This window comes from Mesorhizobium sp. L48C026A00 (genome assembly GCF_000502375.1).
Classification (GTDB): Bacteria; Pseudomonadota; Alphaproteobacteria; order Rhizobiales; family Rhizobiaceae; genus Mesorhizobium; species Mesorhizobium muleiense.
This window is the reverse complement of record NZ_AYWU01000058.1, coordinates 1-12,644: the sequence shown is the minus strand read 5'-3', so window position 1 is coordinate 12,644 and position 12,644 is coordinate 1. Positions and strand designations below refer to the sequence as shown.

General features: G+C 57.9%; 14 protein-coding genes and 1 tRNA gene. 8 read left to right on the top strand and 7 right to left on the bottom strand.

All coding sequences use genetic code 11. From position 1 onward, the window contains the following. Positions 1–858: 858 nt before the first annotated feature. Complete coding sequence (locus tag X738_RS79450; RefSeq protein WP_156942769.1) at positions 859–1,299, top strand: hypothetical protein; 441 nt, start codon at positions 859–861, stop codon at positions 1,297–1,299. Between the two features lie 78 nt (positions 1,300–1,377). Here the strand turns inward: X738_RS79450 and X738_RS79445 are convergent. From X738_RS79445 to X738_RS86710, 3 genes are all read right to left on the bottom strand, one after another. Beyond that, positions 1,378–1,467 (bottom strand) — tRNA-Ser (locus tag X738_RS79445). A 12-nt stretch (positions 1,468–1,479) separates the two neighbouring features. Continuing rightward, positions 1,480–2,178, bottom strand: a complete 699-nt coding sequence (locus tag X738_RS0144915; RefSeq protein WP_245277885.1) for a site-specific integrase — start codon at positions 2,176–2,178, stop codon at positions 1,480–1,482. Between the two features lie 387 nt (positions 2,179–2,565). Next, complete coding sequence (locus tag X738_RS86710; RefSeq protein ID WP_023804023.1) at positions 2,566–2,757, bottom strand: hypothetical protein; 192 nt, start codon at positions 2,755–2,757, stop codon at positions 2,566–2,568. A 254-nt stretch (positions 2,758–3,011) separates the two neighbouring features. Here X738_RS86710 and X738_RS79435 point away from each other — a divergent pair, with 254 nt between their 5' ends. Further along, positions 3,012–3,353, top strand: coding sequence for an ATP-dependent DNA ligase (locus tag X738_RS79435; RefSeq protein WP_023804022.1), 342 nt, complete (start codon positions 3,012–3,014; stop codon positions 3,351–3,353). 625 nt (positions 3,354–3,978) lie between these two features. Here X738_RS79435 and X738_RS84110 read toward each other — a convergent pair. Then, positions 3,979–4,215, bottom strand: a complete 237-nt coding sequence (locus X738_RS84110; RefSeq protein ID WP_306455007.1) for a hypothetical protein — start codon at positions 4,213–4,215, stop codon at positions 3,979–3,981. An 868-nt stretch (positions 4,216–5,083) separates the two neighbouring features. On the opposite strand from X738_RS84110, the gene X738_RS79425 reads away from it, so the two are divergent. The 3 genes from X738_RS79425 (at position 5,084) to X738_RS81480 (ending at position 7,458) form a co-directional block, all read left to right on the top strand. Then, a complete protein-coding gene (locus X738_RS79425; protein WP_280811977.1) occupies positions 5,084–5,653 on the top strand; it encodes an inorganic diphosphatase in 570 nt (189 codons plus the stop codon). Positions 5,654–5,862: 209 nt separating this feature from the next. Then, complete coding sequence (locus tag X738_RS79420; protein WP_023804019.1) at positions 5,863–6,333, top strand: hypothetical protein; 471 nt, start codon at positions 5,863–5,865, stop codon at positions 6,331–6,333. Between the two features lie 54 nt (positions 6,334–6,387). Continuing rightward, positions 6,388–7,458, top strand: a complete 1,071-nt coding sequence (locus tag X738_RS81480; protein WP_023804018.1) for an AAA family ATPase — start codon at positions 6,388–6,390, stop codon at positions 7,456–7,458. A 167-nt stretch (positions 7,459–7,625) separates the two neighbouring features. On the opposite strand, the gene X738_RS79415 is transcribed toward X738_RS81480, so the two are convergent. Further along, the gene (locus tag X738_RS79415) at positions 7,626–8,108 is read right to left on the bottom strand and encodes a DUF992 domain-containing protein (RefSeq protein ID WP_023804016.1); all 483 of its coding nucleotides are present in this window, start codon (positions 8,106–8,108) and stop codon (positions 7,626–7,628) included. 242 nt (positions 8,109–8,350) lie between these two features. On the opposite strand from X738_RS79415, the gene X738_RS81475 reads away from it, so the two are divergent. Next, positions 8,351–8,791 (top strand): terminase small subunit, encoded by a 441-nt coding sequence (locus tag X738_RS81475; protein WP_023804015.1) that lies wholly within the window; start codon positions 8,351–8,353, stop codon positions 8,789–8,791. 60 nt (positions 8,792–8,851) lie between these two features. Beyond that, positions 8,852–9,175, top strand: coding sequence for a DUF3592 domain-containing protein (locus X738_RS79400; RefSeq protein ID WP_023804014.1), 324 nt, complete (start codon positions 8,852–8,854; stop codon positions 9,173–9,175). A gap of 155 nt (positions 9,176–9,330) precedes the next feature. Here X738_RS79400 and X738_RS79395 read toward each other — a convergent pair whose 3' ends face one another. After that, positions 9,331–10,056 (bottom strand): recombinase family protein, encoded by a 726-nt coding sequence (locus tag X738_RS79395; protein WP_023804013.1) that lies wholly within the window; start codon positions 10,054–10,056, stop codon positions 9,331–9,333. Positions 10,057–10,570: 514 nt separating this feature from the next. Between X738_RS79395 and X738_RS79390 the strand changes: the two genes are divergently transcribed. Then, entirely contained in the window at positions 10,571–11,098 is a 528-nt protein-coding gene (locus X738_RS79390; protein ID WP_023804012.1) for a hypothetical protein, read from the top strand. Positions 11,099–12,056: 958 nt separating this feature from the next. On the opposite strand, the gene X738_RS89485 is transcribed toward X738_RS79390, so the two are convergent. Continuing rightward, the gene (locus X738_RS89485; protein WP_156942768.1) at positions 12,057–12,269 is read right to left on the bottom strand and encodes a GcrA family cell cycle regulator; all 213 of its coding nucleotides are present in this window, start codon (positions 12,267–12,269) and stop codon (positions 12,057–12,059) included. Positions 12,270–12,644 lie beyond the last annotated feature (375 nt).

Sequence of the window (12,644 nt, the reverse complement as noted above, 5' to 3'; positions counted from 1 at the left end):
GGCGCACAGGGGCCGCCTTCTGACACATGGGCAGAAGCCGAGAAGCTTTGGAACGATCGCGACGGAAGTGACAAGCACTAACCCGCATACACCAGCAAGCCCGCTGCCCGCATGGTGGCGGGCTTTTTCATTCTCCAGTGTGGCACTTGTTGAAGAATGTCGACGCTGTCGGCACGACGCCAAACGACGCCTTTCCGTACTGATTGAACACAAGGCCAGTATCGAAAATTGTATCCATGTTGGACACGCCGCCAAAGGTGTAGGTCAAGATCGTGTAGGTGCGATATCGATTTACAGTAGTCGCCGGAATTTTTTCTGATCCATAGACGATGACGCCCTGCGAACCGATTTCATCCGAAAAGATGTANAGATGTAGATCGTCTCTTTGTAGCCGATCTTGTCATCGACGGAGCTAAAGGAGCCGTCATTCATTTGCGCGATGGTGTGGCCGGACCAAGAGCCGGACTCACATCTGACTACGTGCTGACCGGCGCTCGCCGGTTGCGCGACAGCAAGCAATCCAACGAGAATGGCCCTCGTGGCGATAGTCATTTACCCCCCAACACATCTTCTCTATGTCGCGTCCATGTCGCGTGGAGCTGCCGATAGTCGCAGGAAGGCGCAGGAATGCAAGGAGACTGCCTGGAGAGGCCTGGTGGGCCTCATGCTAAATTCAGGACTCCACATCCTTCCAGTTCTACGTATGCTCTGTGGATGGCGAGGGGACTTCGTTGGCTATTGCTATTCTGCGTAGCGCTGGTGCTTACGGCGCTTTTTCAGCCATTCCTCGACCACGCCTTAGAAAATATAGGGTGGTTCTCTGCCCCAGGGGCGGCCGTCACAACAGCGTTAAATTGGTTGGAAAAGCTGGTCGGTGTTACTGCTTTCCCGTGGATCGCAGGCGGCGTTTTGGGGCTAGCGGCCGGTGCATGGTTAGACGCGATTATGCGCCGACTAGATGGCCGCCATCCCGTGGGAAAGAAGGCCAAAGCAAAGGCACTGTCCGAGGATCTAGAGACCTTAGCGCTTCGGATAGATCATGCGACCCGAGAGCCATATTTGGACAGGCGTGTCTTCCCTAGCCTTTTCTCCGAGGTCGAGATCGCAACCACCACGCTTGACAGGCTGGGTTTTGAGCAACTGGTGGAACCCAGCGCTGCTAACACACCCGAGGACGCGTTGAGGCAAGTTTCGGCGCTCTTCAAGTTCATCGCGCCTCAGTTGCGGGTAGGGGATATCGAAAAGGCCAAGAAGCTTGCACAGCATGTGAAAGCAGCACCGAGATTAAAACCAAATTAGGCACGCTAATAGAGATGTCCGTTATTTTGTACGTATAACATGTAAAATGACAGATTATACAAGTAAATCAATGGCATATGGCGGAGGGAGTGGGATTCGAACCCACGGTGGGCTTGCACCCACGCCGGTTTTCAAGACCGGTGCCTTAAACCGCTCGGCCATCCCTCCAAGTAATTGACTTTAAATCGTTTTCTGCCTCTCTGCGGTTTGCTCAAAGGGCTGTTTGCTACTTTGCAACGCTTTGGCTTTTCGCCCGTCGCTTATAGCTGCCTGCAGCGCGGCGTCAACTTGCTCGGCGGCATCGGCCTGCATCCCCGGCATGACATGGGAATACAGATCCAAGGTAATCCCGATCGTCGAGTGGCCCAAGCGTTCGCTGGCGACCTTTGGATGAACCCCGGCCGATAGCATCTGCGTGGCGTGGGTGTGCCGAAGGTCATGAAAGCGGATGCGGGGCAGGGCTGTCTTGCCCAAGACGCGCACCCACTCATGCGTAAGCGACCTTGGCTGCAAAGGCGAGCCGTCGACCTGGGCGACTACGAAGCTGTCACCGTCCGGCCGCAGCCCCAACCGGAGCTGTTCCTCTGCTTGCCGAATGCGATGCGCTTTCAGTTCGGCAACCACGCTGGCCGACAGCGCCACGGTCCGCGCCCTGCCGGACTTCGGCTCCTTGTAGCGGACACCCTCTGTAGTCTGTTCGGCACTCTCCACGACGGATACCTGCCGGCGGTTATCGCCTAGTTCGAGATGGTGCCAGCGCAACGCCAGGATCTCGCCGCGTCGCAATCCGCACGTCACAGCAAGCAGAACCGGGATGAACATGCGCGTCGGTCGGAGCGTTTCAAGCAAGATGGCGGTCTTACTTTCAGTCTTGGTCATGGTGGCGTTCCTTCGCGGGAATCAGGTGACGTTGAACATCACCAGCCTGCCATGACCGCCCCCTCTCAGCGAATTTGCAGAACTCTCAGCACACTACCGAACTATATGCCGCTACATGCATCATTTGCTAATTTCGTAAAATGCTCACGTTCCGTTCCTACGGAAACATCCGGTTGGCAGCGTGCCATCGGACAACGGAGAGAAACTTATGTGTCTATCAGGCAACTGCTCGACATGTCTCACGAGAGAGCGGCTCAACGAGACCGCGAGAAAGTGACTTACCGAGACTGGAAAGGGCGTCCGTTCAACCCCGCCGACCGCGCCGAATGCGAACGAGATCCCCTTACGTGGGATGCGTAGCGTGGACCTTCCAATCCCTGATAAACGCTAGCGACGCTCATCTATCTTCGCCTGAAGTCGAGCTACTGCGTCGAGAAGCGCGACCGTTGCCTCGCTGTCTAGCGCAATCTCCAAGCGGCCACCTGTTGTGCGAACAGAGAGAATGCCGAAAGGGCCCTTGTCGTCCGCGACCGTGCTTATGTGAAACTCGATGGGAACGAAAGGCTTTTCCTTTTTCATCGTTCACCTATCACTCCGTCACACAGCTTACGAACTCTATCGGTGCGACAGGAATTATCCTCGTGCATGGTAGCATGGCAGACGGGGAACTGTCAGCAGAGCAGGCAGGAAGGCCGTTCATTTTTTCGCGAAATGACTGCATCGCATATGGCGCAGGGGTTGCGGGCGGGCACTTGAGGCGCGGGCTATTTTGACCCGTCAAGCAGCCCTCCAGCGCCTGCGGAGATATCGATTATTCGCCGGGTTCCTAGGGCTTGTGCCACCACCATCAAGAAGCGAGCAATCGCGATCAGACCACCGAAAGCGAGTTCGAGCTTCTTCGCGTCGAACGCGAGCGGGGCAAGCCCGCATTCGCCCTGATGGCCGAGCCAGGCACCCGGAAATATGTCGGCAGTGCGTTCGTGAGCGTCAATCGCGAGATGCGCGAGCTGCTATGGAAACGGGTCCAGGAACATGCCGGGCCACCGCCAAAGGACATGCCAAAGCGGCCGGCAACGCAGTGGGTCAAGGCGGGAATTAAAGCCCGCGTGAAGCACCTCAGGGGCGAGGACGACCTTCGCCAAGCTTCGCTGCAGGACTTCTGGGATGAAAGCTAGCTTTCCGCGTTCTATGCGCTGCCGCTTGTCTCGCTTTCCTCGTCAAGTGCTGAGGCACCGGCAAATAGGCGTTGGCAATCAGCCAAATTAAGCGGGCTAATGGCTTCCAGCAAAGGACGCGCGGCGTGGTATACCATCACTATCCGGGGAAACATTGGATACGCAGCCGCTCAGCGCCATCAAAATCAACACCAGAAATAGTCGCATCTTTCCCTCCGAATTGGGGGCACTTAGCACGGATGTCATGCTGGTGCCTGGCCGCCGACCGAAAGCGAGGCCCGTTCAGAAACTTATGGAGACCGACATTCCCCGGATGAACCCGGTTTCATGCATGGCCCCCAAGCCCGGCTACCATCGGGCAAGGGCTGCACAAGCGCAAGCTGGGCCCCCGCAAGGGGCGTGCTTGACGATTTCAGCAGGGGCATCCAGCTGGCTAGAACGACAGATAAATGCTCACTCCCGAGCCAGGGTAGTAGCCAGGGTAGTAGCTAGGGTAGTAGCCTGGGTAGTAGCCCGGATAGTAGCCCGGATAGTATCCCGGATAGTACGGCCGATAGTAGCGCGGATAGTAGTTACGGTAGCCGTAGTAGCGGCGTGGATAACAAGAACCATAGTAGCCGCAATTTCACCATGCGTACCGGTTGTTCCAGTGGCGGCCATTCCGCCTTGCGTACCGGTTGTTCCAGTGGCGGCCATTCCGCCAGTGACGATTACCGTGCCCCTTTTTCCATTTTTTGACGGGTTCGACCACGTTGGCCTGGGCTTGCTCGGGTTTCTGCATGAACATCGGCGCGGCGTTGACCGGCAAGGCGAAAGATACGGCCAAGATTGTGGCTGCTAGTGCTGATAAGAGCCTTTTCATCGCGGACTCCTCTGAATAGGAAGACGCAGTTGCTGGCTATCTAGTTTACGCCAAGGAGCCTGAACCGTCGATGAACGGCGGCGCGTCTACACGATGTCGGGTTTCAGCGGCGCCTCGTGTTTTTGGCCCGCTGCCTCAGGTGGCGGGCTTTTCATCGGGGGCGCTTGAGTTCTGTCGGAGGCGCTTATGCGAGATTCTCGCCAACTGCACTGCTATCAGAACGGACCGGCCTTATAGCGCGGCAATCTCTGCGGTTACCTTCAATTTCTAGGGTAATGCGACCGATACGCGCATATTCGTGAGGGAAGTTAGTTCAAAGCCCCTATAGAGGACAATGGCTTAGCGCAATTTAATTAGCCGGTTCCCGGTTAATGCCCTGCCGCTTATAAAACAGCAGGGAAACAGCGAGAAGCCCACGGCCCAGACCCTTTTGAACCTTTTGAGTGTTCGCCCTAGGGAGAGCCTCATAGGAAATTCCCGATTTAACGGGAACGATACGCGAGTGATGATAAGTGGTCCTCGATGGATAGTCCACCAGGACAAGGCTTGGCGAGCTGACCACACCGGCGCCATATCGGCCGAATGGCAAAAGGGCTGGACGTTCCAATCTCTGATCGACGCGAAGATGACGGTGACGGCGCACTGCCACCATGCGCCGTGTCACCACCGTGACACGCTCGATCTGGTAAAGCTGCGCGATCGGTTCGGCCCTGATGCGCCATCGCGAGGCAAATGACGGCCGCTAGAATGAAGGCCCAAGCACTTGGAACATACGGCGGCAGAAAACATTGTTGGCGCAATGGACAAGAACGATGGCGACAATCTTCCTGAATGATTTGCGATCCGCCATCGGAATAGAGCCATTGGCATGGACTGGCGAGGACCAAACGTGGCGAATTATCTGACACTGCCTACGACTACATCGAAGGGTCGGATCAGGGTGGTCGTGGAAACACCGCGTGGCGCCGAAGCAAAGTTGACCTACAAGCCCAAGAAGAAGCTTTTCGAATATACGCGGCCGCTTCCAGCGGGCCTGGCCTACCCGTACGACTGGGGCTTTCTGCCTTCTACATTGGGCGACGATGGCGACGCCCTCGACGGCCTGGTCATCCATGAGGCCACCAGCGCTCCCGGTGTTGTCATCAAGTGCGATCTGCTGGCGGCCCTTTGTGTCATGCAAACGGAGAACGGCGAGACCGTGAGAAACGATCGCTTTGTATTTTGCCCGCACAAGCAAGACGCCCATAGCGAGTCTCTCCTTGGCGAGAATGTTCCGGATCGTCTGCGATCCGAGATCGAGCAGTTTTTCCTCGCGTCGGTGTCCGGCACCGACAAACAAATCGAATTCGAAGGCTGGCACGATTCCAGCCAAGCTCTCCGGAACATCCATCGGGCCATGAGAACTTTCGAGCGGAAACAGCGAGCCGCCGGTCTCTGAGCGCTCCCAATATGAGAAGAATGTAGCTTGAGAACACAAGGCTGCCTGGACGCCGGGGGCGGCACTTTCACAGGTCAACAACGGCGAAGTGCACCCGCAAACTGACCGCTGGTAGCGAAGTCCCGCATCATGCAAGTGCCGCCAAGCGATTTATGCCGTGAAGAATATGATGGCGAAATGATTAGGCGATGGGAAACCGCTGATGCGCGATGCGCCGTCTGTGGCGCTGTGGTTTCGCCGAAGTGCAGCAATGCCTTGATCCGTTGCCCGATGCCGTCCTCATCGACACGCACCACAATCAGCTCATGCGTCAGGCGCGCCGCCTTCCTTGGCGCAAGGCTGATGCTGTCACCAGCCTCACAATTGCGGAAATGGCTTACTTGCATGCGAAAAGGATTCACGCGATGTACGTCCTAGAGGACGAGGATAAATCTGGATCTTATTCTGACCAACGAACGATCAGCGTAGACAGGAAGCGGCAGGCTGTGGCCGATCAAATCCGAGTTCCAGCACCCGATGTCCTGGCCGTTCAATGGAAGCGAGAAGCCGCAAAGGACCGCTATCTGCCGATCGGTGCGGATGAAGTCGCCAAGCTCATCGCGGCGGACGAGGCGGTTCTTGCAGCGCATCCGATCACGAAGCAACCTCGTAGAAAACGTGGGCGGAGCGACCATCACTGAACCGGACAAAAACTGTCATAGCCCGCTGCCTCACGGTGGCGGGTTTTTCTTTGCGTGAACCTCCAATTAGGATTGACACCTAGCTGCGCATTTCTCCCTCGCCGTCATGACCGAACCATCGAACGCAACAAGATCGACTTCGTCTGCCTTGACCCGTTCGTGAAGACGCACGGCCTGACCGAAAACGACAACAACCAGATGGACCAAGTGATCGAGTTCCTCGCCAACTTCGCCATCGAGATGAATATCGCCGTTGACGTACCACACCACACAGCGAAGGGCGCCGCCAACCCCGGCAATGCCGACCGGGGACGCGGCGCCAGCGCCATCAAGGACGGCGCACGCCTTGTCTATACCCTGACGACAATGAGCGACGAGGAGGCCGAGAGATTCGGGGTACCACCTGCCGACCGGCGGCTCTACATCCGGATGGACAGCGGCAAGGTGAACATTACACCGCCCGCCGCCGCCGCGAAGCGGTTCAAGCTGGTCAGTGTAGTGCTGGGCAACGGCAACCACCTCTATCCCGACGGCGACAATGTGCAGACCATCGAGCAGTGGACCCCGCCCGAAACGTGGGAAGGGCTAACCGACGATCTGGTGAACCGAATCCTCACCGATATCGACGCCGGGATGGCGGACGGCGAACGCTACTCCGACGCCGGCGCTGCCAAGGCCCGCGCCGCTTGGAAAGTGGTCCAGAAGCGCGCTCCGAAGAAGACGGAACAACAATGCCGCGAGATCATCGCCACTTGGGTCAAGAACGGCCTGATTCTCAAGGAAACGTATTATAGCCTGGTCACTCGAAAGGACCGAGAAGGGCTCCACGTCGATGACATGAAACGAGGTCACCTGAAGAGCCCTCTGGACCTGCGCCATTGGCTAGTTGTAATGGCGCACCGTTGGCGCAAAACGGGGTGCGCCATTGATGAAGGTGCCCTAAGGAAATTCAATGGCGCATTGAGTTGCGCCAATTGTATTTCCCGATGGCGCACCAATGGCACAATAGCGCAGACAGGAAGGGTCCCTGTGGCGAAAAGCCAATCCCGCGCTATCCTGCCGCCATGCCGGTCCTCAAGAACAACCGCCGCGAAAATTTCTGTCATGGTGTGGCCAAGGGCCTGAGCGCGACGCAGGCCTATCGCGAGGCGGGTTATCGCGGACAGGGACATGTCGGCGAGGCCGGCGCTTCGTCCTTGGTCGTCAACATGCGGTGCCCGCGCCGATTGTCGCCGAACCGCTAGACCACGTAGGTGATGGCTGGCGGTCTGGGCGCGCCGAGGGCTAACACTCTATTTGGCGGCGCGAAGTTGGAAACTGGTCACGCCGGCTGCAACGTTCAGGCCAGTCTGCACCTGGACACTGAGTGGCTGCAACGTATAGGTCCTGTTGGATCCTCCAACCAGAAGATTGGCACCGGCACCCACGACGACCGTCGCTTCTGCGCCGACGCCGTTGTAGTTGCCGGCCAGCACGCCGGGCGCATAGACGTTACCAGTTGGCGCAAGCACCCGCCACCGCAGCACTGCCTTCGGTGTCGGGCCGACATCCAGACCCAACTTCGTGATGACACCTATGTATGTTTCGCGTGCGACCTTCGGGTTGGCCGACGTGAAGGTGCATGTCAGAGCTTTTTTCGAGCCGATGATGTAGCGAGTGCCAGCTGCGACAACGCAGTCGAGCACACCGAACGTCGTGTTGGCCTCTTGAGCCGCGCTGGGCACAATGGACGCGGCGATCGCGACAAGAGTGATGGCTGCGAGACATTTACGCATTGTGGTTGCTCCTTGTGAGGTGGTCGAGACTTCACTGGAGGCGTGTGCGCTACCTTCAGCATACTACACAAAAGAAGATTACCCGGCACTTTGTTCCGGAACCTGTTGGCCTCTGGCAATTGGGGCAGGTGGCGTCTCGCCCGAGGGCATCACCGCATGGATCTCGGCCAATGGCGCCGGCCAGCTGATTGAGTTTACTTTCTGTGGCGTCAGGAAGTTGACTGTGGTATCCTGACACCACCATGCCCAACGCCAAACTGAACATAAGGCAGGAGCGTTTCTGCCTTGGCCTCGCCGAGGGCCTCCCCCAATCTCGAGCCTATATCGAGGCTGGCTACCGGGCGCGCGGCAATGCTGCTGAGGTGGAGGCCTCGAAGATGGTCAGGTTGCCTAAGGTGGCCGCCCGCATTGCCGAGCTTCAGGCTGAGGCTGCAAGGCGGTCGGAGATCACGGTCAACGATCTGGTTGCCGACCTCAGCATTATGTTCAAGCTGGCGCTCGCCACCAAAAATCCGGCTGCTGGCGTCAGTGCTGTGCTTGGAAAGGCAAAGCTGCTCGGGCTGATAGTTGATAAAGCCGAAGTCACCTCGACGCTACGCCGCCCGATGCGTGAGCCGGGCGAGTTCAAGGGGATGACCTTGGACGAGTGGCAGGCCAAGTTCGCGCCGAAGCGCGCGAACTAGACAAGCGATTATATATTTGACAAATGCAACGGACGACAACAAGGGCGGTAGAAAGCCTAAATGAGCGACTTTGCAGCCTTTCTGGTCGCTTTCCTGCTCTGTGGTGGAGCGTTCTTTGCCGTTGCGTTCCTGCACAGCATTTGGCTACGAGACCATACAAAGGACTGGGTACCGGCAGCCGCTGAAGTGTTGAAGCGCATTGATGGCGGCGAAGGCCCCGACCGCTACCTGTTGCAATACGTATTTGACGGAAAAGACTATCGTATCGAAACCAGCCCATCGTTAGTGCCTACGTGCCCGGCCGAGGCTGGCTCGCGGATCACCATTCTAGTCAATCCAGACATCCCGCACCAATGTGCAAGCGCCCCGCACAAGCCTAGATGAATAACTTCAACCGGTTGGCGGGTTTGCCAAATATACATGCGCCACTAGAAAGGCCGCTTAGGCGCGTTCGGTGTGTCAGGTCCCGAAGGCCGACCGGGGCGTTTGATCAACTGTACGGCCTTCCTTGGCCCGGCGCGGGCCGATTTCGGGATCGCCTACCATCGCGTTCCGAGAGCCGGCTGGCCCGTTGAAGCCTTTTCTTCAGGCGCGCTCCTTTCGCTGCCGCCGTTGCGCTCCAGAACCTTCTTCACGGCCACATGCGAAAGCACAATTCCGTCGTCGGCCAAAGCTTCGGCGATGGCGCGAAGAGACAGCCCGTGACCACGCAGTTCGCACATTCTGGCGATGGCCTTTTGTTCACCGGCATCTTCGACCAGTTCGCCGTCGGCGGCGATCTGATAGCCAAACGGGCGCGTCCCGCCGAGGAAACGGCTCCGTTCACGCTGATCGGCCTTAACCTGGGCGATCCGCTCGCGAGTTCTATCTCTTTCGGCTTCGGCGACCGCCGACAAGATCGTGAAAACGAGTTTACTGATGCCGTTGCCGGTCACATCACCACCGAGATCAATCATGTGCAGCGAGACGCCGCCGGCCTTAAGTTGCGCCAACACGTCGAGCGCATTCAAAGCGGATCGGAACATCCGGTCGAGCTTTGGCGTGATCACGATGTCGCCGGGCTTGAGCGCAGCAAAAAGCAGCTTCCCCTGTGGTCGTTCGGCGAGTGGCAGCGAACCTGACACGCCACGTTCGACGAAATGAGTTTCGACGGCAAGATCATGCTGCATGGCGTAGCCGTCGATTTGCCTGCGCTGCACATCAAGGCTTTCGCCGTCGTCGGGTTGCGCGATGGTCGAAACGCGGGTGTAGGCATAAACGGTCATGGTCGCTCTCTGTTAAGCTGTTAACGTGCGACTACCCGTAGCGGTGATTGATGCGGCTGTAAGGCCCCTTTAGCGCGTTAACAAACCTGAGCCATCAAGGCCGGGAAAGGAGGCGCGCCGGCACACCGCCGCCACCCCCGGCAGCCCCCTCCCGGCTATCATCGGTGGCGGGGGTGGGGGGTGGAAAAATGGGGCCCCTATCAGGCGCGCCCGACCGACACCCTCTTCACACTTCGGGACCGCCCTCATGGCCCGCCGCTCTCGTCCCAAAACCCAACTCTGAACGACCGAGTTCGACCCGTTGCGGAAGTTCGCTCGCCCTCGGTCGAACTCACGACCCATGACCCCGAACCGACCTCCGTCCGAACGACGCCGCACACGTTTAGGGCCCAGATATTTCCTCTAAGTATCATTGCACCTCTTTCCGTGAGAGTATTTTCCGACCGGACGTACGGGGACGGGTATGGTGCCCACATCCACAGAACAATTCAGCCTGCACACGGGAGGAATATTTATGCGAAAATTCATGACACTCATCGCGGCAACGTCAGTAGCACTTTCGTCTGCGATGGCAGCCTACGCACAAGATCAAAACCCCCTTCCCAAGGCCAGCGATGTGCTTGTCCGATACGGGGATGACGTCGAGGGCTGGACCGTCTATGCCAATCAAACCCGCGGAGATTGCTTGATCGTGCGCCAAGATGGGCCAAGTGCGGTGCAAATGGGCGTTACCGCAAATCAGGAGGTCGGGTATCTTGGCGTGTTCACCAAGGAGGACATCGGCCTTCAGAACGGGAAGACGTCAGATATCTTCGTCTCTATCGACGGGCAACTCTTTAAGGGTGTCGCCACTAGCACGAGCGGCGAACTCAAGGGCGGATATTCTGGCGGCTACATCTTGACAGACGATCCGAAATTCAAGCGCGCCGTGGCTAAGAGATATAAAATGACCGTGTTTCCGGAAACCAAGGGGGCCTTTGTCGTCGATCTGAAGGGGACTTTCAAGGCAATGGCAATAGGCCGCAAGTGCCTCAAGCAATGAGACCGCGCGCTCGGCAATATTCCACCCATCTCGGCCATCGGCCACAGCCATCTGATTGAGTTTGCCCCTAGGGCGGCAGCGTGTGAGACCGGCGCCGGCGGGGGCGAGCGGATGCCGACGGCACCTGCCCCCTCCGGGTTCATCGGCAGGCCGGGGCGGGGGTGGCTTGTGGGCCCCCATTACGCCGCACGCCGTCCGTACCACACTCCATCAGCAGAATAGAAGCGGCCATAACTACCTCCGAAACTCACCCCGTATCGAGCGCAGCTGTGGGTTGCGACGTGCCCTTCGTTGTCACCTAAAAATTGATGACTTGTCCGAACGTTTCGTCAAGGCGCGAGCTGTGACTTAGCGGTTTGCAGCAGCATGCGGATCGATCATGAGCCTTCTGATCTCGATTGTGTTTTCTATTCTGGCATCAATAGGGCTCGCCTTTGCGAAGGCGACTTCGATCTATGGGCTCATTCGGGACCGACGTTATTCGTGGGTCAATTTCATTGCAATTTCGACGCTATGGCTCGGAGTAACGATACCGAGTGCATACTCGATGTGCGGACAATGGGGATGCAGCTGGGGTCTGCGTTTTGGATGGATTTCAGATATATTGCCTCCCATATTCGCGAAGGATATTTCGTCTGGTGAGACGCTGTTGACGGTGGGCGATGGTCACCTATTTGGGGCTATGCATCTATTTCTTCGGGCATGTCATCGGCTGGTTGTTCTATGCGCTCGTTAACATTGGGAAGGTGTTCGCTAAACGCGCTCCGTAGCCCTCTAGCGTTCAAACCGACGATGTCCCCAACTGATGTGGAGCGCATCACGCCGAGCCTTGCTACCAGTTCGAGCTGCCGCCCGCTTAACTTACGCGGCGCGTCGTTGAGCGAAATGGAGACCCGAACGGGCTCGACGAGGCTCGACGGCGGTCACGATGCTGTGGTGGTGATCGCAGTACACGCGGTCAGGCGAAGTTGGCCCAGCACAAAAGCGGTGACCGCCGGGNCACGATGCTGTGGTGGTGATCGCAGTACACGCGGTCAGGCGAAGTTGGCCCAGCACAAAAGCGGTGACCGCCGGGTACTGACCGGTCTTCGCTCACCGGAAAGCGGCACTGATAGAGGCCTAGCTGAATGAGGGGGACGTCTCTCGAAGTTAGTCTGATATTATCAGGCATGATAGTTTCCTAGTTCATAGCCATTGCCGGCTGACGGCCGCAGTGCGACCGCGCCGGAGCGAGCTTCTCTCGTTTTGGAGGGCTATGGATAACCCATATGGTGTTGGTCGCAGCGTCAATGAAGCCCGAGGCCCTGCTTACTGAAGCCAATAGTTTGCGACTTAAGGCCACCTGCGCGGGTAGGAACACACATGCAAAGCGCCATCGTAGGCGCCCGCGGGCCTCGCCCCGCCGGGTTTTGTCGGTGGCGGGGGTAGGGGTGGCTTGTTGGGGCCCTTATGAGGTGCGCCCGACCGACACGCTTGCCGATTGTGTTTGCAGCTTCGCGGCGTTTGGCGACCATGTTGCGCCTTGCGACCGCCGAACCCGGCTGAC

Excerpts from the sequence above, each read along its gene's own strand:
- X738_RS0144915 (WP_245277885.1), bottom strand. The coding sequence starts at position 2,178 with ATGACCAAGACTGAAAGTAAGACCGCCATCTTGCTTGAAACGCTCCGA.
- X738_RS86710 (WP_023804023.1), bottom strand. The coding sequence starts at position 2,757 with ATGAAAAAGGAAAAGCCTTTCGTTCCCATCGAGTTTCACATAAGCACG.
- X738_RS84110 (WP_306455007.1), bottom strand. The coding sequence starts at position 4,215 with ATGAAAAGGCTCTTATCAGCACTAGCAGCCACAATCTTGGCCGTATCT.
- X738_RS79425 (WP_280811977.1), top strand. The coding sequence starts at position 5,084 with ATGGACTGGCGAGGACCAAACGTGGCGAATTATCTGACACTGCCTACG.
- X738_RS79420 (WP_023804019.1), top strand. The coding sequence starts at position 5,863 with ATGCGCCGTCTGTGGCGCTGTGGTTTCGCCGAAGTGCAGCAATGCCTT.
- X738_RS79415 (WP_023804016.1), bottom strand. The coding sequence starts at position 8,108 with ATGCGTAAATGTCTCGCAGCCATCACTCTTGTCGCGATCGCCGCGTCC.
- X738_RS81475 (WP_023804015.1), top strand. The coding sequence starts at position 8,351 with ATGCCCAACGCCAAACTGAACATAAGGCAGGAGCGTTTCTGCCTTGGC.
- X738_RS79400 (WP_023804014.1), top strand. The coding sequence starts at position 8,852 with ATGAGCGACTTTGCAGCCTTTCTGGTCGCTTTCCTGCTCTGTGGTGGA.
- X738_RS79395 (WP_023804013.1), bottom strand. The coding sequence starts at position 10,056 with ATGACCGTTTATGCCTACACCCGCGTTTCGACCATCGCGCAACCCGAC.
- X738_RS79390 (WP_023804012.1), top strand. The coding sequence starts at position 10,571 with ATGCGAAAATTCATGACACTCATCGCGGCAACGTCAGTAGCACTTTCG.